Origin of the sequence: Dermacoccus sp. GAS27A, from assembly GCF_044909235.1 — a bacterium.
Taxonomy (GTDB): Bacteria; Actinomycetota; Actinomycetes; order Actinomycetales; family Dermatophilaceae; genus Dermacoccus; species Dermacoccus nishinomiyaensis.
Window position 1 is genome coordinate 83,934 of the sequence record NZ_JBIYDW010000002.1, and the last position, 26,979, is coordinate 110,912.

The window sequence follows — 26,979 nt, forward strand, 5'->3', positions numbered from 1 at the left end:
TGTTCGCCACATTTTCCGGATCGCCCGACGTGCCAGGAGGCCCGCGATGACCGACAAGAAAACCGATCAGTACACCTTCACCAACCCCGTCACGCAGTACCCCTCGGACAACTTTCCCAAGCAGGAGCTGACGTGGCCCGGGCTCGACACGAAGCTGACGCCGAAGGCCGATCACGGCGAGGACACCTACCGCGGCACCGGCCGTCTCCAGGGGCGCAAGGCCCTCGTCACGGGGGCAGACTCCGGCATCGGGCGCGCCGTCGCCATCGCCTACGCGCGTGAGGGTGCCGACGTCGCGCTCAGCTACCACCCGCGCGAGGAGAAGGACGCCGCCGAGGTCGCGAAGCTCGTCGAGGACGCCGGGCGTCAGGCCTACTCGCTGCCGGGCGACATCAGCGAGGAGGCGACCGCGCGTCAACTCGTGCGTGACGCCGTCGACAAGCTCGGTGGGCTCGACATCCTCGTCAACAATGCCGGCTTCCAGCAGGCGCAGGCCGACATCGCCGACATCACGAGCGAGCAGTTCGACCAGACGCTCAAGACGAACGTCTACGCAATGTTCTGGATCACTCAGGAGGCGCTGCCGCACATGCCGGCCGGCTCCACCATCATCAACACGACCTCGATCCAGGCCTACGGCCCGAGCGAGCACCTGCTCGACTACGCGACGACGAAGGCCGCGATCAACACGTTCAGCAAGGCTCTGGCTGCGCAGCAGGGGCCGAAGGGCATCCGCGTCAACGCCGTCGCACCGGGCCCGTTCTGGACGCCGCTGCAGGTCTCCGGCGGGCAGTTCCAGGAGAACATCCCCGAGTTCGGCCAGAACACGCCCCTCGGGCGCGCAGGCCAGCCCGCAGAGCTCGCAGGTGCGTACGTATACCTCGCGAGCGCCGAGTCGGGATACGTCTCCGGCGAGACGCTCAACGTCAACGGGGGCATGGTCAGCCCGTGACCGCGGCGGCCCTTCTCTGAGCTCGTTCGTCGCGGCGCCCCCTCACGTCAGGGGGCGCCGCGATGGCGTGAGAACCGCGTCGTTCCGGGGTTGTCGGTGCTCACTCCTACCGTGAAGTCATCGCCGCAGGAGACGGCGACGCGCCGCTCACGAGGTGGCGCGCGACCAGCAACGGGAAGTGGCTCACATGCCTGCACCGAGCGTTGTCCCCCCGCCCGCGCGGCGCGGTTTCGCCGTCGTCGACGTGGAGACGAGCGGGCTCGACCCGCTGCGGCACCGCGTCATCGAGGTGGCGGTGACGCAGCTGACGCCGTCAGGAGGCCTGGAGCGCGAGTGGAGTTCGCTCGTGCGAGCCCGCGGGGGCACCGGGCCCGTGCACATCCACGGGTTGAGCGATGACGACGTGCGCGACGCACCCGGTTTCGCCGACCTGGTCGACGAACTGAGCGAACTGCTCGATGGGCGCATCCTCGTCGCCCACAACGCGGCGTTCGACTGGGCGTTCCTCGCTGCGGAGGCGCGCCGCGCCGGGCGTGAGCTGCCCGTCAGCGAACGCCTGTGCACGTGGCATCTCGCGCGGGGGCTCGAGCTGCCGACCGACAACCTGCGTCTCGGCACGCTCGCCGAGTACTGGAGCATCCCCGTCGAGAACGCGCATCGCGCCGGTGACGACGTGCGCGTGCTCGTCGAGGTGCTGCGACGCTGTCTCGACGAGGCGGGGCGCCGCGCTGCGCCGCTGCCGCTCGAGGAGTGCGCCGCGCTGCCGCGATGGTGGCGCACGCAGATCCGGTGGCAGCGGTTGCGTCGGCGGCTGCGAAAACGGCGGGCCGGGCGGCGTCGATCGTCGCGCTGACTAGACTCGGGGCATGTCTGACGCTGATCGCGAGGTCGCCCTCGTCGCCTCCGACATGGTGGTGCTCACCCTGCGCGACGACGAACTGCACGTGGCGCTCATCCGGCGGGCCGCCGCGACGGAGCGAGGCAAGTGGGCGCTGCCGGGCGGTTTCATGCGTCGCGGCGAGTCGGCGGAGCAGGCCGCCTATCGCGAGCTGCGTGAAGAGGTCGGCATCGCGGAGCGCGACGTCGTGCTCGAGCAGTTGCGCACGTACACCGAGGTCGAGCGCGACCCGCGGCCGGAACGCGTCATCGGCGTCGCGTGGACGGTGTTCGGCGCGCGCCTTCCCGACCTCGAAGCGGCGTCCGACGCGCTCGAAGCGGTGTGGGTACCGGTCGACGAAGCGCTCGGGATGCCGCTCGCGTTCGACCACCAGCGTATCCTCGCCGACGGCGTCGAACGCGCCCGCTCCAAACTCGAATACACCTCTGTCGCAACGGCTTTCCTCGACGACGAGTTCACGATGTCGCAGCTTCGCCACGTCTACCAAGCCGTGTGGGGCGGCTCGCTCGAACCTGCGAACTTCCACCGCAAGGTGTTGAGCGTCGACGGGTTCGTCGAGGAGACGGGCGACAGCCGCGTCGGGCGCGGGCGCCCCGCCAAGCTCTACCGCCGCGGCAGCGCCCAGACGATCTACCCGCCACTGACCCGCGCGTCGGTGCGCGAGGCGCGGGCGCGCAGCTGATCATGCGCCCGGCGCGGGGCGCAGCTGATCAGTCGCTACGACGCGCGACGAGAACGATGTCGGCCTGGTGGTGGGCACCGGCACCCTCGGTGACGTGGCGCTCCGACTCGAACTGCTCGATCTGCCACCCCTGACCGAGGCGGCCGATCACGTCGGCGATCGTGACGTAGGAGTCCGGGTCGAAGCCGTGCTCGAGCGCGCGATCGCGATCGACGTGTGCGTGGGCCACGACGATCAATGCGCCACGGGGGCGGACGAGGTCGCGAAGCGAGCGCTCGATCGACTGATCTTCGGTGCGCAGTAGAGCGGGATAGAAAACACTGACGAGATCGAGACCTTCGGGCGCCAAGGTCGCGTCGAGCAGCCCCGCGCACACCCACGTAATACGGGAGGCGACGTCATCTCCGCTTACTTCGGCTGCCGCGCGCCCCCGTTCCAGCGCAGGTGCTGCAACGTCGAGGGCCGTCACCTGCCACCCTTGCTCAGCGAGGTGGATGGCGTCAGCGCCCTCACCGCAGCCGACGTCGAGCGCTCGACCCGGGGATAAGTCGGCCAGCTGCTCCGTCAGCACCGCGACGAGCGCGTCGTTCGGGTTGCCTCTCCAGACCTGCTCGCCCTTCTAGACGTCGTGCCAGTTCATGTCATGCCCAGCAGGGCCGCTCGTCGCCGCGTCCGGCGTCGTTTCAGAGTGCATGTCACCATGCTCGCCGCCACTGCGTGATCGGACAATCTCTACGCGTCTATAAAATGCGCTAGCCACCCTGAGACAACGCCCGCACCGCATGGCCGATGCCTCCCGACGACCTCCGTGCGTGCAAATGGACCCGCGTGCATTTGCACGCACGGAGCAACCGATTCGTCCGCGACAAGACGCAGGTCGTACGGTTTTCTCGATGATCTCGCTGATTCCTGACTACCTCGCGGCGACGCTCGAGGCCTGCCCGCCCGACGCCCATGCCCGGAATGCCGACTACATTCCGGAACTGGCCCGCGTCGACTCGTCACTGTTCGCCCTCGCAATCGCCACCGTCGACGGCATGATCTACAGCGCCGGTGACGCCGAGGCGGAGTTCACCATTCAGTCGGTCAGCAAACCGTTCGTCTACGCGATGGCGATCGAGGATCGCGGCCTCGACGAGGTGCAGCGTCGCATCGGCGTCGAACCGAGCGGTGAGGCGTTCAACGAGATCAGCCTCGAGGCGGGCAGCAAGCGCCCTCTCAACCCCATGATCAACGCCGGCGCCATCACGGCGCACTCTCTCGTCGCCTCCCCCGATGACGACGAGTCGGCGCGCGTGCGACGCATCGTCGCCGGCCTGTCGGCCTTCGCCGGGCGCGAGCTGAGCATCGACAGGACCGTCGCCGAATCGGAATGGCACGACGCGCACCGCAACCTCGCCATCGGGCACATGCTGCGCAGCTACGACATGCTGACGGACGACCCGGATGTCGTCGTCCACGGCTACGTCGAGCAGTGCGCCGTGCGCGTGACGACGCGTGACCTCGCCGTCATGGCGACGACGCTCGCCAACGGCGGCCTCCACCCGGTGACCGGTGAGCAGGTCGTCAGCTCGCGCACGGCCCGCCAGGTGCTGTCGGTCATGCTGAGCTGCGGCATGTACAACGCCGCCGGTGACTGGCTGACGGCCGTCGGCATCCCCGCCAAGAGCGGCGTCGGGGGCGGCATCATCGGCGCGCTGCCCGGGCAGGTGGGGCTCGCGACGTTCTCGCCGCCGCTCGACGAGCACGGCCACTCGGCCCGAGGGGTGCAGGTCTTCGAGCGACTCAGCGAAGACATGGACATGCACCTCATGGACGTCCCGCCGCCCGCCCGCTCGGTCGTCCGACACTCCCACGTCGTTCCGCTCGGGCGAGGTTCGCGCGGCGTCGACGCGCACGTCTACGACCTGCAGGGCGACATCCGGTTCGCCGGCGCGGAGCGCGTCGTCCGGCTCATCAGCGACGAGCCGCCGACGACGAAGACCGTCGTGTTCGACCTCGTCGACGTCCACGCGCTCGACGAGACCGCGGCCCGCATGATCCTCGAGACGGTGCGGCGCCTCGCGGCTGACGGGCATGAGGTCTGGTTCGCCGGCCTCGATGACGCACCCCTCACCCATGGGCGGCTCGACGACGAAGGGTTCGACCTCGGGCGCGGGGTGCACGTGCGCATGGGCAGCGACCTCGACGATGTCGCCGAACAGATCATGAGGGCCTGAACCTCGCCGTTTCACGTGAAACAGGCACGAGGCTGTCGAGCGCTCGTCGTTCGAGGCTGTGCGCGTGTTTGGTGAGGTTCTTGGTAGACCCGACAACTCCCGGCCGCGTGCATGCCGCTGCCGGGCCGTCGCGCCGTCAGACCTAGGGTGGGACGCATGTCCGAACGCGATGCACGGCCCTTGCCACCAGGCCTCACCCCGGTGAGCCCGCGACTGACGTCGGCGCGCCTGCTGACGCTCGCCATCGCGGCGGTCGTCGCCGGTGCCGGCGTCGCGGCCACGATGTTCTTCGCGCCACGCTGGGTGACGGTTACCCTCGCCGTCGCGCTGATCGTCGCCGTCGTGTGGGTGGGCCTCGTCATCGCGCGTCAGGTCAGGCACATCGGGTACGCCACGCGCGACGACGACCTGCTCATCGTCAGGGGCGTCATGTTCCGTACGACGACGGTCGTGCCGTACGGGCGCATGCAGTACGTCGAGGTCTCGAGTGGACCGATCGCGCGGATGTTCGATCTCGCCACGCTCGAACTGCACACCGCGTCCGCGTCTTCCGACGCCACCATCCCCGGCATGCCACGCCGCGACGCGGAGGCACTGCGCGATCGTCTCGCCGCGCTCGGCGAAGCGCACCTCGCGGGGTTGTGACGATGGCCGATACCCACACGCCCGACGACTCGGCCGCCACCCCCGGGCCGCCCGACGACACGCTCGCCGACGGAGCATGGCATCGCGTTCACCCGTTGACGCCAGTCATGAAGAGCGGCGCGTTTCTGCTCGTCGTCCTCGGTATCGGCATCTCCCGCGCCGAGGACATGCTGAAGGAAGCTCTCAACGGCGCGGCCGGTGGCTCCTCGTCGTCGAGCAATGCCGAGACATACGCGGCGAGCCGCTGGCTCGTCGCGCTCGCCATTCTCGTGGGCGTGCTTGCCGTGCTGCTGCTCGCCAACTGGATCATGTGGCGCAAGAACGAGTTTCGCGTCGACGCCGACAGCTTGCAGGTGCGCAAGGGCGTCGTCGGCAAGGCGCACCGCAAGGCGCGTCTCGATCGCGTGCAGGCCATCGACCTCACCCAGCCGCTACTTCCCCGACTGCTCGGCCTCGCCCAGCTCAAGTTCGACGTCGCCGGCGGCAGCGATTCCAACCTGACGATCGAGTACCTGCGGCGCGCCGACGCCGAGAAGCTACGCGCCACGATGCTCGAACGGGTGCGAGTTTCACGTGAAACCTCCCACGAGAGCGACGGTGCGTCCCGGACATCCACCAGCCTCGGCGCTGGTGACCAGGAGGCTGCCACCAACCCCGGCGATGCACCCGAGGTCGAGGCGCATACCACCCGCCAGGCCGCGCGCGTCCGGGAGGACGCCGCCACGGCGAGGGCATCGCGGCCCGGTGCATCGTTGGGTAGTCGACTCGTTCACGGTGTCATCCCGGGCGTCGTCGACGACCTGAGTGGCACGCTCACCGAAGCCCTCGCGCCGTATCGCGTACGAGTCGCAGCGGACGCGGAGGGCGCCATCGTCAGGGTGTCCCCGCACCGCGTCTTCATCGCCCAGGCGCTGACGGGTGGTGCGCTTGTCGCGGCGGCGGGTTTCGTCGTCCTGCTCGTCCTGTTCGGTGTCGGCGTGAGTACGGGGCACGCGTCGGAGGCGTTCTCGATCGCGCTGACGGTGCTCTTCGTCATGTTCGGCGCTGTGAATGCGGCCGTCCGCGCGTTCCTGCGCGACTCGAACTTCTCCGTGGCGCTCACGTCCGACGGGATCGTCGTCACGCACGGCCTCACCTCGACCACGCGTCGCGTCATTCCGGTCGACCGCATCCAGGCTGTCGAACTCACACAACCCGTGCTGTGGCGCCGGTTCGGGTGGTGGCGCGTGCGGATGAACCTCGCGAGTTCCTCCGCCCTCGGTGACGACGCCGACGCCATCCTGCTGCCGCTCGGATCCGTCGATGACGCAATGATGCTCATGGGGCTCGTCCTGCCGGAGCCGGGCACGCCGCCGGACGTGACCGGTCGCGACCTCATGCTCGAGGCGATGATGGCGGAGCGCACGACATCGACATCAGCCGTCGCAGCGATGTTCACCGGGCCCGGCCGGCGAGCGCGGCTGCTCGATCCGTTGTCGTCGCGGCGCGAGGCGTGGGCGCGCACGGCGACGATGACCGTCATCCGCGAGGGCCGCATGAAGCGCCGAGTCGTCTGCGTGCCACATGCGCGGGTGCAGTCGATGGCGCTCGCGCAGGGTCCTCTGCAGCGGTGGCTGGGCTTGGGCACCGTCGAGTTGCATTCGACGAGTGGGCCGACTCGCCCGCGGCTCGTGCATCAGAACGCTGAGGTCGCGCAGCGTTTTCTCTTCGATCACGCCGAGGTGACGCGGCGTGCGCGCGCGGCGCTCGACGCCCCCGACCCGCAGCGGGTCGGCGTCTGACGAGACTGCCCCGCCGGATGCGTCCGGCGGGGCAGTTGTCCCGGGCGAGCGTCGGGTGCGATCAACGATGATCAGGCGTTCTTGCGTAGGCGGTAGACGAGGGTAGATCCGCCGAGAGCGAGCGCGGCCCCTCCGACTGACGAGGCCGCGATGCTGGTCGTGTGGTCGTTCTTCGCGGGGGCCGCGGTCTGCGAGAACCCGCCGGCAGAGCCTGACTTGAACATCAAGGTCAGGGCTCACAGATCTACCGCCAGCGCCACAGCGCCCACCCAAGCGATTTCAAGGCCGAAAACCCCTCGGAAAACACGAATCCCGGCCTGAGATTTCTCTCAGACCGGGATTCGTGAACTGTAGCCACAGTGATTCGTGAACTACCCCGCGTGCGCGAGGGGGGATTTGAACCCCCACGCCCTTTCGGACACTGGCACCTGAAGCCAGCGCGTCTGCCGTTCCGCCACTCGCGCGAGTGCTCACCTATCATTCCCTACCTTGGGCGAGTTCACCAAATCGGCGCGGCGCCCGTGCCCCGCCACCACGCAACCGGCCGCCCTCACAGGCACGCGGACGCGCGCTGCATCCAGCGCAGGCAAGAGTGCGCCCGTTACGATCAAAACCCCGGCGAACCGTTGGGGGCACGTCCCCACTGAGGGGTGAGGTACGAGACTGGAGGCACCCATGGGTCTGTTCGACAAGCTCGAGAGCAAACTCGAACAAGGCGTCAACGGCGCTTTCGCGCGCGCGTTCAAGAGCGAGGTCCAGCCCGTCGAGATCGCGTCCGGAATCCGCCGCGCCATGGACGACCGCGCGGCGTCCGTCGGCAAGGGCAAGCGACCCATCGTCCCCAACCTGTTCACGATCGAGTTGTCTCCGACCGACTACGACCGCCTCTCCGAGTGGGGCGACGAACTCGACGACGAACTCATCGCGAGCGCCCAGGAGCACGCCGACGAGCAGCGCTACATGCCCGGCGGCCCCCTGACGATCGTGCTCACCGAATCCGACGACCTCGAGACGGGCGTCTTCCGCCTACGCCCCGCAACGGCCAAGGCCGCGGATGCCCTCGCCCACCAGCGCAACAACCCGCGCCCGCAGCGCGAGACGCACCACGACGACACGAGCCACGACGCCGCGGCGCAGCCCACGGGCGCGATCCGCGACGCCCACCTGGACACCCGCGATGCGTCCGATGCCTACGACGCTCACTCCGGCACGCACGCCGGCGTCGCGGGTGCCAGCGCCGCGAGCGCCCTCGGATCGACGACGTCACCGCACCCGACCGGCCGCACGTTCGGCACGCGCATCAAGGACTACCTGCTCGGCAGCCCGCAGCCCACCACCGACTCGTCGCGCGGCCACGCCGCCCCCGGCGCCCCGTCCGCAGCGTCCGAGTACGAGCGCGATGACGAACGCGGCTACCTCGACCGCGAGGCGCACGTCAGCACCCCGCCAGTACAAGACTCATACGCCGCCGGCGACCACCTCGTCGAAGACGAAGCCGGCTACGACGACTACGACCACCACGGTTTCGACGATGCCCACGCCGACGGTCGCGTCTACTCGGGCGATGTCTACGCCGACGCCGAGAATCACGACAACCATGACGCGAACGCTCATCACGCCTGGGACGACGACAGCGACGCCGGCGACCCGACGGGCTACGAGCCTGCGCCGCGCCCGGAATCGGCGCGTCCGCGTCAGATGTCGCCGCGCGAACGCCCGTGGCTGAAGATCGACGGGCAGCGCTACCCCCTGCTCGGAGCCATCACCGTCCTCGGGCGCGACGACGACGCCGACATCGTCGTCGACGACCCGGGCGTCAGCCGTCGTCACAGCGAGATCCGCATCACGCACGACGGCCCCCACCTCGTCATGAGCGTGCGCGATCTCGGGTCGACGAACGGCACCTACGTCAACGGCGAGCACGTCGGTTCGACGCACGTGCACGACGGCGACCGGTTGACCCTCGGGCGCACCCCCATGACCATCCATCTCGGAGACCGCCCATGAACGAACTGACGATGACGGCCATCCGCTACGGCCTGCTCGCGCTGCTGTGGTTCTTCGTGTTCGCCGTCGTCGGCGTGCTCCGCTCCGACCTGTACGGCGCGAAGACGGGTGGTGGCCGCGCCTCGCGCGCTGTTTCACGTGAAACGAAGGCCAAGACACCCCGCGCCGTGCGCAAGGGCCCGACGCATCTCGCCATCATCGAAGGCGCGATGCGCGGCACCACGCTGCCGCTGTCGGAATCCGGCACCTTGCTCGGACGCAACCCCGAGTGCTCGCTCGTACTGAGCGACGACTTCGCCTCGGGTCGCCACGCCCGCATCTACCCCGAATCCGACGGCTGGTACCTCGACGACCTGGGATCGACGAACGGCACGTACATCGGTGCTCAACGCATCGGTGAGCACGTGCGCGTCGAACCGGGCACCCGCATCCGTATCGGCCGCACCGTCCTCGAACTGAGGAAGTGACCATGCCCATCGCACTCAGATACGCCGCACGATCCGACGTCGGTCTCGGCTCGAAGAAGCGCAACGAGGACTCGGCCTACGCGAGCAGCTCGATGCTCGTGCTCGCCGACGGCATGGGCGGCCACGCCGCAGGTGACGTCGCGAGCTCCACCGTCGTCGGCGAACTCGTGCAGCTCGACGGCGACGACATCGGCGCCGACGACGCACTCGACCAGCTCGCCGACGGCATCGCCGAGGCCAACGAGAAGTTGCGCAGCGAGATGGATGCCGACCCCACCCGCGAGGGCATGGGCACCACCCTGATCGTGCTGCTCAAGACCGGCCGTCAGCTCGCGATGGCGAACATCGGCGACAGCCGCGCCTACCAGCTGCGTGACGGCAAGTTCACGCAGATCACGAAGGACCACTCCTTCGTCCAGAGCCTGCTCGACTCCGGCCGCATCACCCCCGACGAGGCCGTCCACCACCCGCAGCGCAGCCTCGTCACGCGCGTCCTGACGGGCCGCGAGGGCGACGTGCCCGACCTCAGCCTGCGCGAGGCACGCGTCGGCGACCGCTACCTGTTGTGCTCCGACGGCCTCTCCGACTACGTCGGCGCCCGCACGATCGAGGAGATCTTCACCGAGGGCGCGTCGAAGAGCGTCGGCGAGGTCGCCGACTCCCTCATCGAGATCGCCCTCAAGGCCTCGACGCTCGACAACGTCACCGTCGTCGTCGCGGAGGTTGCGAACATCGACGACGTCGACCTCGCCGCGCGCCCCGACGTGGTCGGCGCCGCCGTCGCGCACGGCCTGACTCAGAGCCTGCCGACGCGCGAGCAGACGCCGGCGGAGAAGGCCCGCGCCCTCTCCCGCGAACTCGACGGCGACGACGAACCCGACGAGACCGACAAGGGTGCCCACCTCGCCGAGACGCGCCCGCGTCGCCGCGGACGTCTCTACGCCGCCATCGCCGCGCTCGTCCTGCTGCTCGCCCTCGCCGTCGCCGCCGTGTGGGGCTGGACGTGGTCGCAGAGTCAGTACTTCATCAAGGATTCGGGCGGCCGCGTCACCGTCTATCAAGGCGTCGACTCGAAGCTCGGCCCGATCGACCTGCGCCATCAGCAAGAGAGCACGAACATCCCGACCGCCGACCTGCCCGAGTTCTGGCGCTCCAAGGTGACGAGCGGCATCGACGCCTCCAGTGAGAAGGAGGCCGCCGCCACCGTCGAGCGTCTGCGCGCGGAGATGGTCGCGTGCCTCGCCGCGTCCGCCTCCGGAAACGAGTGCACGAAGTGAGCCCAGACCTCGCGACCATCACGGGCCGAGGCACGAAACGCGGCACCGAGCTCATGCTGCTCGCGTTCGCCGTCGGTATCGTGCTGTTCGCCTACGCGAACGTCGGGCTCGCGGTGGAGGGGTCGCTGCCGACCGACATCCTGACGCTCGGCGTCGGGATGGGCGTCATCGCCCTCGTGTTCCACCTCGTCGTGCGCGTCGTCGCCGCCTACGCCGACCCCGTGCTGCTACCGGCCGCGACGCTGCTCAACGGCCTCGGACTCGTCATGATCCGTCGTATCGACATGGCCCGCGGCAAGGGCGTCATGGAGGGCGCAGCCGTCCGACAGCTCATGTGGTCGGCCATCGCCGTCGCCGCCGCGATCGGGCTGCTCTGCCTCATCCGCGACCACCGGCGGCTGCGGCGCTACACGTTCACGTTCGCCCTCGCCGGCCTCGCGCTGCTCATGATGCCGCTGCTGCCGTTCATCGGCATGAACATCAACGGCAACCGCATCTGGATCCACGTCGGGCCGCTCAGCTTCCAGCCCAGCGAGGTCGCCAAGATCCTGCTCACGATCTTCTTCGCGAGCTACCTCGTGCAGACGCGTGACGCGCTCAGTCTCGTCGGCAAGCGTGTGCTCGGCTTCCCGCTGCCGAGAGCGCGCGACATGGGCCCCATCCTGCTGGCCTGGCTGACGTCCCTCGCCGTCCTCGTCTTCGAGAAGGACCTCGGCACGTCGCTGCTGTTCTTCGGCCTGTTCGTCGCCATGCTCTACGTGGCGACGGAGAGGCGCAGCTGGATCGCCATCGGTCTCGGGCTCTTCTTCAGCGGCTGCTACCTCGCGTACCTGCTCTTCCCCAACTTCCAGAACCGCGTCACCCTCTGGCTCGACCCGTTCGCGCCAGGCCTCTCCGACCAGGTCGCCCGCTCCCTCATGGGCCTCGCGTTCGGCGGACTCACCGGCACCGGCCTCGGACGCGGCTACCCGACGTTCAACTACGCCGAGGCGAACTCTGACTTCATCATGTCGAGCTTCGGCGAAGAACTCGGCCTCGTCGGCCTCACGGCGATGATCGCGCTGTTCGCCATCATCGTCGAACGCGGCCTGCGCATCGCCATTGCCTGCCGCGACGGCTTCGGCAAGCTCCTCGCGACAGGCCTCGCGTTCTCCATCTGCCTGCAGTGCTTCGTCGTCCTCGGCGGCATCACCCGCGTCATCCCCCTCACCGGTCTGACGACGCCGTTCCTGTCAGCCGGCGGTAGCTCGCTGCTCGCGAACTGGGCGATCATCGCGCTGCTGCTGCGCATCAGCGACCAGGCGCGACGCCCCGCCGTCACGGAGGCGAAGCCGACGCTCGGCTCCGACGACACCCAGGTGGTGAAGATCCGATGAACACACCGATCCGCAAGCTCGGCGTCATCGCCTCGATGCTGTTCTGTGCCGTCCTCGTTGCCGCGAGCTACATCCAGGTCGTCCAGGCGCCCTCGCTCGACGCCCGCGCCGGCAACAGCCGCGTCATCAACGACGGGTACAAGAAGGAGCGCGGCAGCATCCTCGTGGACGGCAAGGCCATCGCGACGAGCGTGAAGTCGAACGACAAGTACGTCTACCAGCGTCAGTACTCGAACGGCTCGCTCTACGCGCCCGTCACGGGCTACAACTCGATCGTCTACGGCAACGGCGGCGGCATCGAGGGTGCCTCCGACGGCGTCCTGAGCGGCACGAGCGACTCGTTGTTCTACCGCCGCCTCGCTGACGTCGTCACGGGCAAGAAGCCCGCCGGGGCCAACGTCGAACTGACGATCAACCCCAAGATCCAGGCGGCCGCGGCGAAGGCGCTCGGCAACCGTCGCGGCGCGGCCGTCGCGCTCGACCCCAAGACGGGCGCCGTCCTCGCCATGGTGAGCTCACCGACGTACGACCCGTCGACCCTCGCCTCGCACGACACGACGTCGGTCGTCAACATGTGGAAGCAGCTCAACGCCGACTCGACGCAGCCGATGGTCAACCGGACCATCTCGGGCAATCTGTACCCCCCGGGTTCCACGTTCAAGCTCGTCACGACGGCCGCCGCGCTCGAATCGGGCAAGTACACGCCCGAGTCGACGCTCAACGGCCCTGCCACCATCAGGCTGCCGCAGACGACGCACTCACTGCCCAACGACAACCACCTGCCCTGCGGCGACAACGACAAGACGTCACTGACGCACGCGCTCGAGATCAGCTGCAACACGGCCTACGCCGAGCTCGGCATGGATCTCGGCCAGGACAAGCTCGCCGCACAGGCCAAGAAGTTCGGCTTCGGCCAGGTCGTGCGCCTGCCGATGCGCGTCACGCCGTCGAGCTTCCCCGCCGACATGAACACGCCGCAGACGGCGATGGCCGCCATCGGCCAGTACGACGTGCGGGTCACGCCGCTGCAGATCGCGATGATCTCCGCGACGATCGCGAACGGCGGCACGCAGATGGAACCGCACCTCGTGAAGAACGTCGTCGACTCCGACCTCGACGTCATCTCCTCGACCGACCCGAAGATCATGTCCAAGCCAATCTCATCGGACACGGCCGGCAGCCTCAAGACGATGATGGAAGCGGTCGTCAACAACGGCACCGGCAAGCTCGCCGCCGTCGACGGCTACCAGGTCGCGGGCAAGACGGGCACGGCGCAGGGCGACACGAGCAAGGCCGCCGACCTGTGGTTCACCGGTTTCGCACCGGCGAACGACCCCAAGATCGCGCTCGCGCTCGTGCTCGAGAACGGCGGCGATCAGGGCGTCGAGACCCTCGCCGGCGAGGTCGCCGCACCCGCCGCGCAGCAGATCTTCGAGGCAGCCCTGCGATGACATCTGCGATTCCCGTCCGCATCTGCGATCTTCGTCCACATCTGCGGCGCTCCACGGCCGCCGCGCACCGCCCCATCCCGACCCTCGCGAAGGACATCTCATGAGCGCGACACCACGCATCCTCGGTGGCCGCTACGAAGTCGGCGAACTCGTCGGCCGCGGTGGCATGGCCGACGTCCACGCCGGCCACGACACGCGCCTCGGACGCCCCGTCGCCATCAAGATCCTGCGATCGGACCTGGCGCGCGACCCCAGCTTCCTGCAACGCTTCCGCCGCGAGGCGCAGGCGTCCGCCGGGCTCAACCACGCCAACATCGTCGCCGTCTACGACTCGGGTGAGGACACCTTCGTCGAAGCGGCGGGCGGCACCGTCGACATCCCCTACATCGTCATGGAGTTCGTCGACGGGCAGACGCTGCGCGAGATCCTCAACGAGGAGAAGAAGGTCAGCGCCGACGAGGCCTGCCGCATCATGATGGGCGTCCTGTCAGCCCTCGAGTACAGCCACTCGAAGGGCATCGTGCACCGCGACATCAAGCCCGGCAACATCATGGTGACGCGTGGCGGTTCCGTCAAGGTCATGGACTTCGGCATCGCCCGCGCCCTCGCCGACGTCGGCGCGACGATGACGAGCGCCCAGGCCGTCGTCGGCACCGCCCGGTACCTGTCGCCCGAGCAGGCGCAGGGCCAGAGCGTCGACGCGCGCACCGACCTGTACTCCGCCGGCTGCGTCCTGTTCGAGCTGCTGACGGGGCGCGCACCGTTCGTCGGCGAGCCCGTCAGCCTCGTCTATCAGCACATCGGCGAACAGCCGCAACCCCCGTCGCTCTACGAGTCGTCGGTGTCGCCGGCGCTCGACGCGGTCGTGCTGCACTCGCTCGCGAAGGGGCGCGACGATCGCTACCAGAGCGCCGCCGACTTCCGCGCCGACGTCCTCGCCGCCCGCTCCGGCCAGCCGATCTCCGCTGCCGCGCAGGCGAGCACGGTGACGTCCGCCGACCACACGGAGGTCGTCGACTACCCGACGCGCCGCGCCGCGGCGACGGCGGCTGCCGCTGACTCGACGGCCGAACTCGACTCGCGCGAACCCAGCCGATCCCATGCCGGATGGTGGGCCCTCGCGGCCGTCGCAGCCCTCGCGGCCATCCTCGGCATCGGCTACTTGTTCATGCACTCGCCCAGCTCGCCGGAAAAGGTCACCGTCGCGAGCGTGCGCGGCATGACGTACGAGCAGGCCGCGAAGACGCTGTCGCCCGACTTCACCGTCACGAAGCGAGAGGTCGCCGACAACGCCGCGGAGAACACCGTCATCGACCAAGATCCGGCGGGCGGGACGGAGGCATCCCGACGTTCCGACGTGACACTCACCGTCTCCACGGGCCCCGACTCGGTCAAGGTTCCGAACGTCGTCGGTGACGCCGTCAACGAGGCGAAGGCGGCCCTTCTCGCCGCCGGCATCGACGAGAACCACATCAAGATCTCGCCGACGAAGAAAGACGACACCGGCCTCGACGCCGGCATCATCGCCGAGAGCAACCCGAAGGCAGGCGCATCACTCGGCACGTCGAGCGACATCACGCTCTACGAGAGCAGCGGCAAGGCCACCGTGCCTGACCTCCAGGGCAAGACGGCGTCGGAGGCGGCGCAGGCGCTGTACAAGGCGCACCTGTCGATCGACTCCAAGGACCAGGTCACCGACAGGCCCGACGAGGTCGGCAAGGTCGTCTACGTGCCCGACGCCGGCAAGAAGGTCAACAACGGCTCGTCCGTCACCGTCTACATCGGCAAGTCACCCGAGAAGACCGCGACGGCCACCGTGACGCAGCCGCCCTCGTCGTCAGCGGCCCCGTCGTCCAGTTCCGCGCCCGCGACGTCGCAGTCCCCCTCGTCGTCGACACAGTCGCCGTCGCCGTCGACGAGTCCGTCGTCGACGAGTCCGTCGTCGACATCGGACGGTAGCGCGATGACGCCGTCGCCGTCGCAGTCGTCGAGCAAGTGAGCTGACGAAGGAAGCCCCCGGCCCTGTGGATCGGGGGCTTTCCTCGTTCGAGAGCCGCTGGTGGGGCGCGGCGTTCGGGCTGTGTGCCGCTCAGGCGGTGCGCACGAGCGGTGCCATGCCGGCGCTGGCGGCGACGGCCGTCGTCGAACCGCACATCGCGAGCCAGTTGGCGAGCATGCGGTGGCCGCCGACCGTCATGACCGATTCGGGGTGGAACTGCACGCCGTGCAGCGGCAGGTCGCGGTGGTGGGCGGCCATGATGATGCCCGATTCGGTGCGGCCGTTGACGACGAGTCCGTCGGTGACGGTGGCCGGGTCGATCGTCAGCGAGTGATAGCGCGTCGCGGTGAACGGGTCGTCGAGCCCCTCGAGGACGCCCGTGCCGTCGTGGTGCACCTGCGACGTCTTGCCGTGGAGCAGCTCCGGCGCCCGATCGACGGTGCAGCCCGTCACGACGCCGAGCGCCTGGTGGCCGAGGCACACCCCCAGCATCGGCTGGTTGCGCTCACCGCACGCCTCGATCATCGCCATGCTGACGCCGGCGTCCTCGGGCGTGCCGGGGCCGGGCGAGACGAGGACGCCGTCGAAGTCGGCGCCGTCCTTAGCGCTGATCGCGTCGTTGCGCACGACGGTCGTCTCGGCACCGAGCTGCTGGAGGTAGCCGACGATCGTGAAGACGAAGCTGTCGTAGTTGTCGACGACGAGGATGCGCGGCGAATCGGTCATGCGCGCCAGTCTAGGTGGGAGCGCCGACACCGCCGTCAGGATGGCTCAGGATGCCAGGTAACTCACGGGTCGGCGGGCAGTTACGCGCCTACCCATGAGTCAGCCGCCATCCTGCCCGGGGTCAGGCTGCCGGCGCAGCGACACGGGCGTCACGGCTGGACGTGCGCGTGCTTCATCGTCACCGAGCCCGTGAAGGCGGGCAGCGTCGTGTTCTGGATGGCCTTGACGTTGTAGCCGAGCCCAACGAGGTCGACGTACTGCTTGTAGATCTTGACGGACTCGTCGGCCTCGAGCGCGGCCTTCAGCTTCACCGGGTCCCCGACGGCGGTGATCGTGAACGGCGGTGAGTACACGCGGCCCTGGAGGATGAGCGTGTTGCCGACGCAGCGCACGGCGCTTGTCGAGACGATGCGCTGATCCATGAGCTGGATGCCGCGAGCGCCGCCCTCCCACAGGGCGTTGACGACGGCCTGGACGTCCTGCTGGTGCACGACGAGCCAGTCCGGCGAACCGTCCTTCGGCAGCTCCTCGACCTTCTTCTTGCTGTCGTCGAGCGTCACGCTGATGGCCTGCCCGCTCAACGGTGCGAGACCCGCCGGATCCTGCGCCTTGTCGGCCTGCTTCGTCAGCGCCAACGCACGCGCCGCACCCGAATCCTTCTTCGCCGCAGCGAGCTGCGCCGCCTCGACGTCGGCGCGCAACGTCGCGACGTCCTCCTGCTTGGTCTTGACGCGCTGATCCGCGCGCCGCACGACATCAGCGAGATTGGTGGTGTCGGAGCGCAGATCCGTGCCGTTCGCCGCACGGGAACTGACCCCGAACATCGCCCCCGCGACGAGCAGCACGATCGGGACGGCGGCCTTCCACGCCAACGAGCCGCGACGGCGCGCGGGCGGCATCTCGTCGATCGGCAACGCGTCGCGCGCAGCGTCGTCGGTGGCGCGTTCGACGTGTGCGGGCGGCGTCGCAGACGCGTCGCGCTCGGAGTCGCGTTCGCTCATGGGGTCGGCCTCCTTCACTCGACGCATCGCCTGGCCGGATCAACTAGGCTCTCACCCTAGTTGACGCACCGAACTCAGATGGGAGCCATGCCGTGGCCCGCAAGACCACCGACGCCACTCAGCGCGCCGCCGCCGGAGACGGCCTCAACCCCCGCTGGTGGCTGCCGGTCGCCCTCGGCCTCATGCTCGCCGGGCTCGCCTGGGTGATGGTCTACTACATCGCCAGCGGCACGACGAGCTACCCGATCCCCGGCATCGACGCCGGCAACATCGTCATCGGCTTCGCGGCCATCATGGTCGGCTTCGTCATGTTGACGCGCTGGAAGTGACGCCACCTTCTGTCTGCTGCTGACGCGCCGCCGAACCGAACGCCCGTTCCCTCGTGGGAACGGGCGTTCGTCTGTCTCTGCTCACTCGGGTTCGCTGCATCGTGGCCCCACGAGGTCACCGGGCGCCGCGCCGCAAGGCCTGACGGTGCGGGCGTCGCCCTGCGGCCTGCAACCCACGACGTTGTCCCCAGACTTGTCCACAGCCTGTGTGTAGTTACACGCGTGTGGTTTTCCACACCTGGGGACAAACCTGTGGAAAACAGTGGACGGCCGGTGGACGAGCCGCTGTCTACGGTGGAAAACATGCCGCTGACGGTGGACGAACCACCCCACGGCTGGGGATGACGCTGCCCATCGCCCCCACCCCTTGGCATAGATCAGCGCCGTTCCGCGGGTTTTTCCCCACCCCAGCCTGTGGAAACTGTGGACAACCATGTGGGTGACGGCTCGTCCTCACCGTCCCCAGGTGGTGCACCGCGTCATCCACAGCTAACGGCACACCATCCACAGACAACTCATCCACACGCATCGTGGGGTGCCACCCGACGGCAGCACCCCACGAACGACAAGGGCCTCGCTCAGCCCACGGCGACGATCATCCGACGATGTGCGGCCAGCTGACACCCACGACCGAGAAGTCGACGTACGCAGCGGCGATGAGCGCCACCGCCAACGCGCCCAGTGCCGAGGCCTGCATCGCGACCGGGCGGCGCCGCAGCGCATACAGGACGAGCGCGCCGACGGCGCCGGCCACCGCACCGCCGAGGTGCGCCTGCCACGCCACGTTGGACGCCGTGAAACCGATGACGACGTTGATCGCGATCATCGTCATCATCGGCCCGATCTCCCGGCCGAGTCGGCGGTTGAACACGACGACAGCGAGGAAGAGCCCGAACACACCGCCGGAGGCGCCGACCAGCGGCGTCACCCACCCTGACGTCAGCAGATCGAGCTGTGACGACGGCGCCGTCATGATCTGGTAGACGACGGAGCCACCGAGCACGGAGAGCAGGTACAGCGCCCCGAAGCGCACACGACCGATGAGTGGTTCGAGGTACTGCCCCATGAAGTACAGCGCCATCATGTTGAACAGCAGGTGCATCGGGGTGCCGGTGTCGTGGGCGAACCCGCTCGTCAGGTAGCGCCACGGCTCGTCCCTAGCGAACACCGCGACGAACGACACGTCGCGGTACAGCGCGTCACTCGCCAGCTGCCCCAGCCACACGAGACAGCAGATCGCGATGATCCCGATCGTGACGACGGGTCGACCCTGCGCCGCGGCGCCCTTCGTCATGCCCAGGGACGAGCGGGTCGGCAACGTCGGGTTCGTCTTCCGTTCGGCCGCGACGCAGTCGACGCACTGGAACCCCACCGACGCGGGGATCTGGCAGCGCGGGCACGCCGGGCGACCGCAGCGTTGACAGCGCGTGTAGGCAGCGGTGTTGGGGTGGCGCGGGCAGACGGGTACCGCGTCCGGCGCCTCGGAGGCGCCGAAGGCACCCGAGCCGGATCCGGCGGGCGGCTGCGTCATGTCGTCTCGTTTCGTCGGAGGCGTGCGGGAAGAAGGCGTGAGACCAAGGATGGCCCCGTCATGCTCGACGGGGCCATCTCGGCTGCGCTGGCTGACGAGGAGTCGTCAGCGGTACCTCCCGACTTGCGGCGGGAGGCGAGGTGTCACTCGGAGATCGTCACGCTCTCGATGACGACGGGCTCGAGCGGCTTGTCCTGGGCGCCGGTGGAGACGGCGGCGATCTCGTCGACGACCTTCTTCGACGCGTCGTCGGCAACCTCACCGAAGATCGTGTGCTTGCCCTGCAGCCAGGACGTGTCGGCGACGGTGATGAAGAACTGCGAGCCGTTCGTGCCCTTGCCCATGCGGGTACCCGCGTTGGCCATGGCCAGCATGTACGGCGAGTTGAAGTTGAGCTCCGGCGAGATCTCATCGTCGAAGTTGTACCCCGGGCCGCCCATGCCAACGCCGAGCGGGCAGCCACCCTGGATCATGAAGCCGGGGATGATGCGGTGGAACGTCAGACCGTCGTAGTACGGCTGTGGGTTGGTGCGGCCCGCGTCGTCCTTGTACTCCTTGGTGCCCTTCGCCAGGCCGACGAAGTTGTCGACCGTCTTCGGCGCCTGGTTGGGGAACAGGTTGATGTTGATGTCACCGTGGTTGGTGTGCAGAGTCGCGATCATGTCTCCAGTGTTTCACGTGGAACACGACAGGTCATGATGAGGTCTCGGGCGTTCGCGCTCAGCGAAACGACCTCCCACAGCGTCCAATACCTCACAACCGGTTGGTAAGCCCCGCCCGAACAAGGCAGGATGAAGTGAAGAACTGCTGCCGACTGGAGAGGAAGACCAGCCATGCTGTGCAAGTCCGAACCCACCAAGTCCGAGAAGGCCAAGGGCGCCGCCCTCGCCGTCGCCGGTCTCGCTGCCGAGAAGGCCGTCGAGGCCAAGGTCAAGACGGAGAAGGACGTCGTGCCGACCCTCGTCGAGAAGGCCGAGGAAGCCCGCGACGTGATCGTCGAGAAGCTCGAAGAGGCCCGCGACGCTGCTGCGCCGCACGTCGAGGCAGCGACGGAGAAGGTCGCCGACAAGACCGCCGACCAGCGCGAAGCCGTCGCCGAGAAGGCTGGCGCTGCGAAGGCCGCCACCGTCGCCTCGCTCGCCGCCGTCGCCGAATCCGCCAAGGACGCTCGTGACGACGCACAGCAGAAGGGGAAGAAGGCTGCCAAGAAGGCAGACAAGAACTCCTCGCGCTTCATGAAGAAGGCTGACAAGAAGATGTCCAAGGCGTCGAAGAAGGCCAACAAGAAGGCCGGGGCCCTTGCTGCGCTCCTGGCCGCGAAGGCCGCCAAGGGCGAGAAGAAGGCCGTCAGTGCCTTCGGCCCGGGCGCCCGCGAGGACGTCGCGTACAAGGCCGCCGCACTGCGGGGCCGCGCCGAGGCCGTCGCCGAGGACAAGGGCATCTCAGCCGACAACGCGCGCGACTTCTACAAGGACGAGCTGCTGCCGCACCTCAAGGAGATCTTCGCGACCGCTGCTGCCGCCGGCACCGCCGCGTCGCACAACGTCGTCGGCCAGCTGCCCGAGGGCGCACAGAAGCAGGTCGCGCAGTACGCGCCGGCCCTCGCGCCCAAGAAGAAGAAGGGCGGCTTCCTCATCACGCTCGGTGTCGCCGCTCTCGCGGGCGCCGGCTACCTCGTGTACGCCGACCAGCAGAAGAAGCGTGCGGCGGACGCTCGCCTCTCGGAGGCCGCCATCGCCGACTCCAAGACGGCTCGCGGTGACGAGATGACGATCAACAACCCCGTGACGAACTTCGCGAAGGCCGACGACACGACGATGGTGCGCCCGGCCGGTGTCGACACGCCGACTGCCGAGCCCGCCGGCGCCCCCGGCACGGCTGCGTCGTGGACCGACGCCGAGGCTTCGGGCCACATGACGACGGAAGGTCTCGAGGACCCGAGCGCGGGCGAGACGCGCAGCTCGCGTCGCGCGGCTCGCGACGACCACTGAGTTCGACGCTCCACCCCGACGCCAGGCCCCGCTGAGGGCCTCGCGATCGGGCACGACGAGGCGGCCATCCCGTGTGGATGGCCGCCTCGTCGTCTGCATGGCTGTCGCGCGTGTCGATCGTTCCCCAAACCGACAAGGCTCCCGTCCGCGCCTCTCGTGCTGGTCCGGGCCGTACGCGTCGCTATTGGTGACGACGTCACGAGCACCATGTCAGCGCTTGCTACCTCGCTGTACTCGATCTATTAGATACGCGTAGATGAAACCATCGAGACGGATCGACGCTTGATGCCCACAGGAGTAGTGTCGAGGCATGCGTATTGCGATTGCAGGAGGACATGGCCAGATCGCCCGATTGCTCGGGCAGCGGTTGAGCGGCGAGGGGCACGACGTCGTCGGCCTCATCCGTACACCGGAGCAGGCGGACGACCTGCGCGCCGCGGGAATGGAGCCCACCGTCATCTCACTCGAGGACGCCTCGGTCGACGACGTCGCCGAGGTTATCAACGGCTGCGACGCCGTCGTCTTCGCCGCGGGTGGCGGCCCGGAATCGGGTCGGGCGCGCAAGTGGAGCGTCGACCTCATGGGAGCGGTGCTGCTCGCCGACGCCGCGGAGCAGGCGGGCGTGCGACGCTACGTCATGGTGTCGTCGATCGGCTCCGACGCGCCGGAGAACGTCGACGCCGGAGTCTTCCAGGTCTACCTCTACGCCAAGGGCGGCGCGGATGCCGACCTGCGTACTCGCGACCTCGACTGGACCATCGTCCGCCCCGGAATGCTCACCGATGACGCGCCCACGGGCCAGGTGACGATCAACCCCGACCAGCAGCGTCAGCCCATCACGCGCGGCGACGTCGCCCACACGCTCGCGCAGGTGCTGACGAGCGGACATGCCATCCGAGAGACGTTCGTCGTCGTCAACGGCGCGACGCCCGTCGACGAGGCGGTCGCGTCGCTCTGACCCACCGCTGACGACGATGGGCCGGTGTTTCACGTGAAACACCGGCCCATCGTCGTCAGCCCAGCATGGACTAGGTTGGAGCCATGGCTCAGCGCACCACCTACCTCCTCATCGACGGCGAGAACATCGATGCCACGCTCGGCACCTCGATCCTCGGCCGCCGCCCCCACCCTGACGAGCGCCCGCGCTGGGACAGGCTACTCAAGTTCGCCCAGCGCCAGTGGCACCAGGACGCCAAGGGGCTGTTCTTCCTCGCGGCCAACGGCCCCGAGCTGCCGATGGCGTTCATCCAGGCCCTGACGGCGCTCGGCTACCAGCCAATCCCTCTCTCCGGCGCGGAGGGCGAGAAGGTGGTCGACATGGCCATCCAGAAGACGCTGGACGCGCTCGTGACGCTGCAGGCCGACGTCATGCTCGTCAGCCACGACGGCGACTTCCTTCCGCAGCTCGAACCGCTGCTCGGCGGCTCCCGCAAGGTCGGGCTGATCGGCTTCAAGGAGTTCCGCAACGCCGGCTTCTCGCCCCTGGAGGCACAGGGCCTCGAGTTCTTCGACCTCGAGCACGACGTCAAGGCGTTCAACGCGACGCTGCCGCGCCTGCGCGTCATCCCGATCGACGAGTTCGACCCGCTGGCCTTCCTCTGAGTACTGTCCGCGCCGTCGCGGGCACCGGACGGCGAAGAGCCCCTCACGAATCCGTGAGGGGCTCTTCGTTCTCGGTGGAGGTAAGGGGACTCGAACCCCTAACCCCCTGCTTGCAAAGCAGGTGCGCTACCAATTGCGCCATACCCCCGAGGGTTTTTCAGCCAGGTTGTTCGGCGGCCGCCTGCGTGGCGGGCTCCTGCGTGGCCTTCGCCCACAGCTCCTTGCCCAGCTTCTGCTTCTGGTATTCGCTGTTCGCATACAGAGCGGCAGCGGCCGCAGCAGATGCGAGAAGTGCCTTGAACATGCGACTCCCTGGCGAAATCAAGGGGCAGTGGTGGTGGGCCTAACTGGACTTGAACCAGTGACCTCTGTCTTATCAGGACAGCGCTCTAACCGACTGAGCTATAGGCCCCTGCACCGCGTGCGTGCCGTTCACCTGCGTGATCAGCACGAGAAGTAAGATTACCCACCACAGGCGTGGCCCGCAAATCGCGGGCGGCGCCTTATCCCACCGCATCGCCACGGGCCAGCTGCGACCCGCACCCACCAGCCTGGACAGACGACGACGGGCCCGCCCCACCGTCGTGGAGGGCAGGCCCGTCGCGCGCTTGCTCAGGCTGCGATCACTCGTCGCTCAACGTCAGCTGCACGCCGCCGACGAGGGAGGCGCAGATGTTGTAGAGGAACGCGCTCAGGGTCGCGATCGCCGTCATGAGGATGATGTTGAGCACGCCGATGACGATGCTGAACGAGATCGAGCGGCCGAACCCGAGGTAGTCGAGGATGTCGAACTTCGAGCCCTGACGATCCAGCGTCCGCAGCAGGTCGTTGATCGCGCTGAAGGTGCCCATGCCCGCGAGCACCGTCCACAACGTCGCCACGAGGACGACGGACGCGATGGCGACGGCCACCGACAACAGGAAGGCGATCTTGAGCACCGACCACGTGTCGACGCGCGACAGCGTCAGGCGCACTCGGCGCGGCGTGGAGCGACGTGGGGCGCCGCCGCGGCCCGACGACGCCGGCGCGCGGCCGGCCTGCGTGCTCACGCGCTGCTGCTGGGGTCGTGTGGCTGGCGCCGCTGCACTACTGCCCTTGACCGCTCGGGGGGCGCCCCCGGCAGATTTCGGCAGCTTCGCGCGCGCGTCTCGCGAGTCACTCACTCACTGTCTCCCGACTCGTTGTTCTCCGTGGAGGCCGACTCGTCGTCCGGAGCGTGCGTTGCGTCCTGAGTTGACTCCGCGGCCTCGTTCGTCTCCGAAACTACCGCGTCATCGTCGATTTCCTCAGAATCCTTCTCGGCGTTGCGCGCAACGGCGACGATCGAGTCGCCCTTGCCGGGCGTCGCGAACTGCACGCCCTGCGTGTTGCGGCCCGTCTCACGCACCTCGGCGACGGCCGAGCGGACGATCTTGCCCTTCTCCATGACGACCATCACTTCGTCACGGTTCTCGACGACGAGCGCGCCGACGAGGTCACCGCCTCGCTCTGAGATCGTCGCGACCTTGACGCCGAGCGTCGCGCGCCCCTTCGTCGGGTACTCCTCCACGGGCGTGCGCTTGGCGAGCCCGTTCTCGAAGACGACGAAAACGCACAGCTTCTCGTCGGCCCCGCGCTCGACCTCGTTCGCGCCCTTCGGCACGACGTTCATCGACAGCAGTTCGTCGCCTTCGCGGAACTTCATGCCGGTGACACCCGACGTCGATCGGCCCATCGGACGCAGTGAGTCGTCCGTCGCAGCGAAACGCACGGCCTGGCCCTTGCGGCTGACGAGCAGGACGTCGTCGTCGTGCGTCGCGAGGCCGGCACCGACGAGCTCGTCGCCGTCACGCAAATTGACGGCGATGAGGCCGCCCGAACGCGGCGAGTCATACTCCGACAGGCGCGTCTTCTTGACGAGGCCGTTGCGGGTCGCGAGCAGAAGGTACTCCGAGTCGGCATAGGTGCGCAGCGCCATGACCTGAGCGATCTGCTCGCCCGGCTGGAACGCGAGCAGGTTCGCGACGTGCTGGCCCTTGCTGTCGCGCGAGCCCTCCGGCAGCTCGTAGCCCTTCGTCCGGTAGACGCGGCCGGCGTTCGTGAAGAACAACAGCCAGTCGTGCGTCGAGGTCGTGAAGAAGTGCCCGACGACGTCGTCACCGCGCAGCGTCGCGCCGCGCACACCCTTGCCACCGCGACGCTGGCTGCGGTACTCGCTCACCTTCGTGCGCTTGACGTAGCCGCCGCGCGTGATGGTGACGACCACGTCCTCTTCGGGGATGAGGTCTTCCATGTTCATGTCACCGTCGAACGGCACGATCTGGCTGCGACGGTCGTCGCCGTACTTCTCGACGATCTCGGCGAGCTCGTCGCTGACGATCTGACGCTGACGCTCCGGCTTGGCCAGGATGTCCTTGTAGTCGTCGATCTTCGCCTGCAGCTCGTCGTGCTGCTCGATGATGCGCTGACGCTCGAGCGCCGCGAGGCGACGCAGCTGCATCTCGAGGATGGCGTTGGCCTGGATCTCGTCGATGTCGAGCAGCTCGATGAGGCCCGTGCGGGCATCGTCGACCGTCGGGCTGCGACGGATGAGGGCGATGACCTCGTCGAGCATGTCGAGGGCCTTCAACAGACCGCGCAGGATGTGGATGCGCTTCTCGGCCTCGTCGAGACGGAACTGCGTGCGACGCACGATGACGTCGATCTGGTGCTCGACCCAGTACCGGATGAACGCACTGATCGGCAGTGTGCGCGGCACACCGTCGACGAGGGCGAGCATGTTCGCGCCGAAGTTCTGCTGCAGCTGCGTGTGCTTGTAGAGGTTGTTGAGCACGACCTTGGCGATCGCGTCACGCTTGAGCACGATGACGAGGCGCTGACCGGTGCGCCCCGACGTCTCGTCGCGGATGTCGGCGATGCCGGCCATCTTGCCGTCCTTGACGAGCATCGCGATCTTCTCGGCGAGCGCGTCCGGGTTGACCTGGTACGGCAGCTCCGTGACGACGAGGCACTGACGGCCCTGGATCTCCTCGACGTTGACGACGGCGCGCATCGTGATGCTGCCGCGGCCGGTGCGGTAGGCGTCCTCGACGCCGCGCTTGCCCATAATGAGCGCGCCGGTCGGGAAGTCCGGGCCGGGGATGCGACGCAGGCACTCTTCGAGCAGTGCCTCACGCGAGGCCTCGGGGTTCGCGAGCAGCCACTGCGCGGCGTCGGCGACCTCGCGCAGGTTGTGCGGCGGGATCTGCGTCGCCATGCCGACAGCGATGCCGGCGCTGCCGTTGACGAGCAGGTTCGGGAAACGGCTCGGCAGGACGCTGGGCTGCAGCGTCTTGCCGTCGTAGTTGGGCTCGAAGTCGACGGTGTTCTCGTGGATGTCGCGCACGAGCTCCATCGCGAGGGGCGCCATGCGGCACTCGGTGTATCGCGGGGCGGCTGCGCCGTCGTTGCCGGGCGAACCGAAGTTGCCCTGGCCGTCGACGAGCGGGTAGCGCATCGACCACGGCTGCACGAGACGCACGAGGGCGTCGTAGATCGCCGAGTCACCGTGCGGGTGGTACTGACCCATGACGTCACCGACCACACGGCTGCACTTGTTGTACCCGCGGTCGGGGCGGTAACCGCCGTCGTACATGGCGTAGACGATGCGACGGTGCACGGGCTTGAGGCCGTCACGCACGTCCGGCAGAGCGCGCGAGACGATGACGCTCATCGCGTACTCGATGTAGCTGCGCTGCATCTCGGCGTTGAGGTCGATCGGGTCGACGCGGTGCGCAACCGGAGCGGCGACGGCGGCCTGCGCCTCCGGCGTGTTCGGCACCTTCATCGTCGGCGGCTCGGGGCGCGTGGGGTCGATGCCGGCCGCGGCTGCTGCGGCGTCGCTGGCGGGAGCCTCGGCGTCGCCCTGGGGGACCTCGGGGAGGTCGTCCGGCAGGTCGGACGCGTCGTCGCCCGGCAGGTTCGTGTCGTCAGACATGTGTCATTCCTTCGATGAAGGGTTGTCGAGTTGTCGCGATGTTTCACGTGAAACGGAGCGGCTCGTCGCTCACGTTTCACGTGAAACGCA

General features: G+C 68.3%; 24 protein-coding genes and 3 tRNA genes. 16 read left to right on the forward strand and 11 right to left on the reverse strand.

Translation table 11 applies throughout. The annotated features are described in order from the left end of the window. Window positions 1-46: 46 nt before the first annotated feature. From ABH936_RS02350 to ABH936_RS02360, 3 genes are all read left to right on the forward strand, one after another. Complete coding sequence (locus ABH936_RS02350; RefSeq protein WP_404602499.1) at window positions 47-952, forward strand: glucose 1-dehydrogenase; 906 nt, start codon at window positions 47-49, stop codon at window positions 950-952. A 187-nt stretch (window positions 953-1,139) separates the two neighbouring features. After that, complete coding sequence (locus tag ABH936_RS02355) at window positions 1,140-1,805, forward strand: exonuclease domain-containing protein (protein WP_051805448.1); 666 nt, start codon at window positions 1,140-1,142, stop codon at window positions 1,803-1,805. Window positions 1,806-1,818: 13 nt separating this feature from the next. Further along, a complete protein-coding gene (locus ABH936_RS02360) occupies window positions 1,819-2,532 on the forward strand; it encodes an NUDIX domain-containing protein (protein ID WP_062256663.1) in 714 nt (237 codons plus the stop codon). 28 nt (window positions 2,533-2,560) lie between these two features. On the opposite strand, the gene ABH936_RS02365 is transcribed toward ABH936_RS02360, so the two are convergent. After that, window positions 2,561-3,103: a bifunctional 2-polyprenyl-6-hydroxyphenol methylase/3-demethylubiquinol 3-O-methyltransferase UbiG gene (locus ABH936_RS02365; protein WP_082740556.1), complete on the reverse strand. Its 543-nt coding sequence runs from the start codon at window positions 3,101-3,103 to the stop codon at window positions 2,561-2,563. Window positions 3,104-3,425: 322 nt separating this feature from the next. Between ABH936_RS02365 and ABH936_RS02370 the strand changes: the two genes are divergently transcribed. The 3 genes from ABH936_RS02370 (at window position 3,426) to ABH936_RS02380 (ending at window position 7,177) form a co-directional block, all read left to right on the forward strand. Beyond that, the gene (locus tag ABH936_RS02370) at window positions 3,426-4,751 is read left to right on the forward strand and encodes a glutaminase (RefSeq protein WP_074045841.1); all 1,326 of its coding nucleotides are present in this window, start codon (window positions 3,426-3,428) and stop codon (window positions 4,749-4,751) included. Window positions 4,752-4,907: 156 nt separating this feature from the next. After that, a complete protein-coding gene (locus ABH936_RS02375; protein WP_241725271.1) occupies window positions 4,908-5,396 on the forward strand; it encodes a PH domain-containing protein in 489 nt (162 codons plus the stop codon). 2 nt (window positions 5,397-5,398) lie between these two features. After that, window positions 5,399-7,177, forward strand: coding sequence for a PH domain-containing protein (locus ABH936_RS02380; RefSeq protein ID WP_288756405.1), 1,779 nt, complete (start codon window positions 5,399-5,401; stop codon window positions 7,175-7,177). A 381-nt stretch (window positions 7,178-7,558) separates the two neighbouring features. On the opposite strand, the gene ABH936_RS02385 is transcribed toward ABH936_RS02380, so the two are convergent. Beyond that, a tRNA-Leu gene (locus tag ABH936_RS02385) sits at window positions 7,559-7,641 on the reverse strand. 211 nt (window positions 7,642-7,852) lie between these two features. Here ABH936_RS02385 and ABH936_RS02390 point away from each other — a divergent pair. From ABH936_RS02390 to pknB, 6 genes are all read left to right on the forward strand, one after another. Then, a complete protein-coding gene (locus ABH936_RS02390; RefSeq protein ID WP_353887043.1) occupies window positions 7,853-9,184 on the forward strand; it encodes a DUF3662 and FHA domain-containing protein in 1,332 nt (443 codons plus the stop codon). Then, window positions 9,181-9,651, forward strand: coding sequence for an FHA domain-containing protein (locus tag ABH936_RS02395; protein WP_288756404.1), 471 nt, complete (start codon window positions 9,181-9,183; stop codon window positions 9,649-9,651). The genes ABH936_RS02390 and ABH936_RS02395 overlap by 4 nt, the downstream gene beginning before the upstream one ends. A gap of 2 nt (window positions 9,652-9,653) precedes the next feature. Next, window positions 9,654-10,928, forward strand: coding sequence for a PP2C family serine/threonine-protein phosphatase (locus ABH936_RS02400; RefSeq protein ID WP_038566302.1), 1,275 nt, complete (start codon window positions 9,654-9,656; stop codon window positions 10,926-10,928). Next, window positions 10,925-12,304, forward strand: coding sequence for an FtsW/RodA/SpoVE family cell cycle protein (locus tag ABH936_RS02405; protein WP_038566299.1), 1,380 nt, complete (start codon window positions 10,925-10,927; stop codon window positions 12,302-12,304). The genes ABH936_RS02400 and ABH936_RS02405 overlap by 4 nt, the downstream gene beginning before the upstream one ends. Beyond that, complete coding sequence (locus ABH936_RS02410; RefSeq protein ID WP_288756403.1) at window positions 12,301-13,755, forward strand: penicillin-binding protein 2; 1,455 nt, start codon at window positions 12,301-12,303, stop codon at window positions 13,753-13,755. Before ABH936_RS02405 ends, ABH936_RS02410 begins: the two co-directional genes overlap by 4 nt. Window positions 13,756-13,855: 100 nt before the next feature. Next, window positions 13,856-15,754, forward strand: coding sequence for a Stk1 family PASTA domain-containing Ser/Thr kinase (gene pknB / locus ABH936_RS02415; protein ID WP_288756402.1), 1,899 nt, complete (start codon window positions 13,856-13,858; stop codon window positions 15,752-15,754). 90 nt (window positions 15,755-15,844) lie between these two features. Here the strand turns inward: pknB and ABH936_RS02420 are convergent, their stop codons facing one another. Both ABH936_RS02420 and ABH936_RS02425 read right to left on the reverse strand, forming a co-directional pair. Then, window positions 15,845-16,480 (reverse strand): aminodeoxychorismate/anthranilate synthase component II, encoded by a 636-nt coding sequence (locus ABH936_RS02420; protein WP_241725266.1) that lies wholly within the window; start codon window positions 16,478-16,480, stop codon window positions 15,845-15,847. 149 nt (window positions 16,481-16,629) lie between these two features. After that, window positions 16,630-17,481, reverse strand: a complete 852-nt coding sequence (locus ABH936_RS02425) for a DUF881 domain-containing protein (protein ID WP_241725265.1) — start codon at window positions 17,479-17,481, stop codon at window positions 16,630-16,632. A 92-nt stretch (window positions 17,482-17,573) separates the two neighbouring features. On the opposite strand from ABH936_RS02425, the gene ABH936_RS02430 reads away from it, so the two are divergent. Then, entirely contained in the window at window positions 17,574-17,810 is a 237-nt protein-coding gene (locus ABH936_RS02430) for a cell division protein CrgA (RefSeq protein WP_006944615.1), read from the forward strand. Window positions 17,811-18,405: 595 nt separating this feature from the next. On the opposite strand, the gene ABH936_RS02435 is transcribed toward ABH936_RS02430, so the two are convergent. Together ABH936_RS02435 and ABH936_RS02440 are read right to left on the reverse strand one after the other, a co-directional pair. Then, on the reverse strand, window positions 18,406-19,341 hold the full coding sequence (locus ABH936_RS02435) for a rhomboid family intramembrane serine protease (protein ID WP_404602508.1): 936 nt from the start codon (window positions 19,339-19,341) through the stop codon (window positions 18,406-18,408). A 143-nt stretch (window positions 19,342-19,484) separates the two neighbouring features. Further along, on the reverse strand, window positions 19,485-20,003 hold the full coding sequence (locus ABH936_RS02440; protein ID WP_006944662.1) for a peptidylprolyl isomerase: 519 nt from the start codon (window positions 20,001-20,003) through the stop codon (window positions 19,485-19,487). 171 nt (window positions 20,004-20,174) lie between these two features. Here ABH936_RS02440 and ABH936_RS02445 point away from each other — a divergent pair, with 171 nt between their 5' ends. From ABH936_RS02445 to ABH936_RS02455, 3 genes are all read left to right on the forward strand, one after another. Next, window positions 20,175-21,332, forward strand: a complete 1,158-nt coding sequence (locus tag ABH936_RS02445) for a hypothetical protein (RefSeq protein WP_404602511.1) — start codon at window positions 20,175-20,177, stop codon at window positions 21,330-21,332. 310 nt (window positions 21,333-21,642) lie between these two features. Next, a complete protein-coding gene (locus tag ABH936_RS02450) occupies window positions 21,643-22,290 on the forward strand; it encodes an SDR family oxidoreductase (RefSeq protein ID WP_038566287.1) in 648 nt (215 codons plus the stop codon). Between the two features lie 83 nt (window positions 22,291-22,373). Continuing rightward, complete coding sequence (locus ABH936_RS02455; protein ID WP_006944737.1) at window positions 22,374-22,934, forward strand: NYN domain-containing protein; 561 nt, start codon at window positions 22,374-22,376, stop codon at window positions 22,932-22,934. Between the two features lie 75 nt (window positions 22,935-23,009). On the opposite strand, the gene ABH936_RS02460 is transcribed toward ABH936_RS02455, so the two are convergent. The 5 genes from ABH936_RS02460 to gyrA form a co-directional block, all read right to left on the reverse strand. Continuing rightward, window positions 23,010-23,082: transfer RNA gene (locus ABH936_RS02460), tRNA-Ala, on the reverse strand. 9 nt (window positions 23,083-23,091) lie between these two features. Next, the gene (locus ABH936_RS02465) at window positions 23,092-23,238 is read right to left on the reverse strand and encodes a hypothetical protein (RefSeq protein WP_167539816.1); all 147 of its coding nucleotides are present in this window, start codon (window positions 23,236-23,238) and stop codon (window positions 23,092-23,094) included. A gap of 31 nt (window positions 23,239-23,269) precedes the next feature. Beyond that, window positions 23,270-23,346, reverse strand: a tRNA-Ile gene (locus ABH936_RS02470). Between the two features lie 211 nt (window positions 23,347-23,557). Continuing rightward, window positions 23,558-23,983 (reverse strand): DUF3566 domain-containing protein, encoded by a 426-nt coding sequence (locus ABH936_RS02475; protein WP_231729406.1) that lies wholly within the window; start codon window positions 23,981-23,983, stop codon window positions 23,558-23,560. Window positions 23,984-24,093: 110 nt separating this feature from the next. Next, window positions 24,094-26,889: a DNA gyrase subunit A gene (gene gyrA, locus ABH936_RS02480; protein ID WP_404602515.1), complete on the reverse strand. Its 2,796-nt coding sequence runs from the start codon at window positions 26,887-26,889 to the stop codon at window positions 24,094-24,096. Window positions 26,890-26,979: the final 90 nt, after the last annotated feature.

Coding starts and splice junctions, on each gene's coding strand:
- ABH936_RS02400 (WP_038566302.1), top strand. CDS start 9,654: ATGCCCATCGCACTCAGATACGCCGCACGATCCGACGTCGGTCTCGGC.
- ABH936_RS02410 (WP_288756403.1), top strand. CDS start 12,301: ATGAACACACCGATCCGCAAGCTCGGCGTCATCGCCTCGATGCTGTTC.
- gyrA (WP_404602515.1), bottom strand. CDS start 26,889: ATGTCTGACGACACGAACCTGCCGGGCGACGACGCGTCCGACCTGCCG.
- ABH936_RS02360 (WP_062256663.1), top strand. CDS start 1,819: ATGTCTGACGCTGATCGCGAGGTCGCCCTCGTCGCCTCCGACATGGTG.
- ABH936_RS02425 (WP_241725265.1), bottom strand. CDS start 17,481: ATGAGCGAACGCGACTCCGAGCGCGACGCGTCTGCGACGCCGCCCGCA.
- ABH936_RS02350 (WP_404602499.1), top strand. CDS start 47: ATGACCGACAAGAAAACCGATCAGTACACCTTCACCAACCCCGTCACG.
- ABH936_RS02435 (WP_404602508.1), bottom strand. CDS start 19,341: ATGACGCAGCCGCCCGCCGGATCCGGCTCGGGTGCCTTCGGCGCCTCC.
- ABH936_RS02465 (WP_167539816.1), bottom strand. CDS start 23,238: ATGTTCAAGGCACTTCTCGCATCTGCTGCGGCCGCTGCCGCTCTGTAT.
- ABH936_RS02445 (WP_404602511.1), top strand. CDS start 20,175: ATGCTGTGCAAGTCCGAACCCACCAAGTCCGAGAAGGCCAAGGGCGCC.
- ABH936_RS02420 (WP_241725266.1), bottom strand. CDS start 16,480: ATGACCGATTCGCCGCGCATCCTCGTCGTCGACAACTACGACAGCTTC.
- ABH936_RS02395 (WP_288756404.1), top strand. CDS start 9,181: ATGAACGAACTGACGATGACGGCCATCCGCTACGGCCTGCTCGCGCTG.
- ABH936_RS02390 (WP_353887043.1), top strand. CDS start 7,853: ATGGGTCTGTTCGACAAGCTCGAGAGCAAACTCGAACAAGGCGTCAAC.
- ABH936_RS02450 (WP_038566287.1), top strand. CDS start 21,643: ATGCGTATTGCGATTGCAGGAGGACATGGCCAGATCGCCCGATTGCTC.
- pknB (WP_288756402.1), top strand. CDS start 13,856: ATGAGCGCGACACCACGCATCCTCGGTGGCCGCTACGAAGTCGGCGAA.
- ABH936_RS02455 (WP_006944737.1), top strand. CDS start 22,374: ATGGCTCAGCGCACCACCTACCTCCTCATCGACGGCGAGAACATCGAT.
- ABH936_RS02440 (WP_006944662.1), bottom strand. CDS start 20,003: ATGATCGCGACTCTGCACACCAACCACGGTGACATCAACATCAACCTG.
- ABH936_RS02355 (WP_051805448.1), top strand. CDS start 1,140: ATGCCTGCACCGAGCGTTGTCCCCCCGCCCGCGCGGCGCGGTTTCGCC.
- ABH936_RS02370 (WP_074045841.1), top strand. CDS start 3,426: ATGATCTCGCTGATTCCTGACTACCTCGCGGCGACGCTCGAGGCCTGC.
- ABH936_RS02375 (WP_241725271.1), top strand. CDS start 4,908: ATGTCCGAACGCGATGCACGGCCCTTGCCACCAGGCCTCACCCCGGTG.
- ABH936_RS02380 (WP_288756405.1), top strand. CDS start 5,399: ATGGCCGATACCCACACGCCCGACGACTCGGCCGCCACCCCCGGGCCG.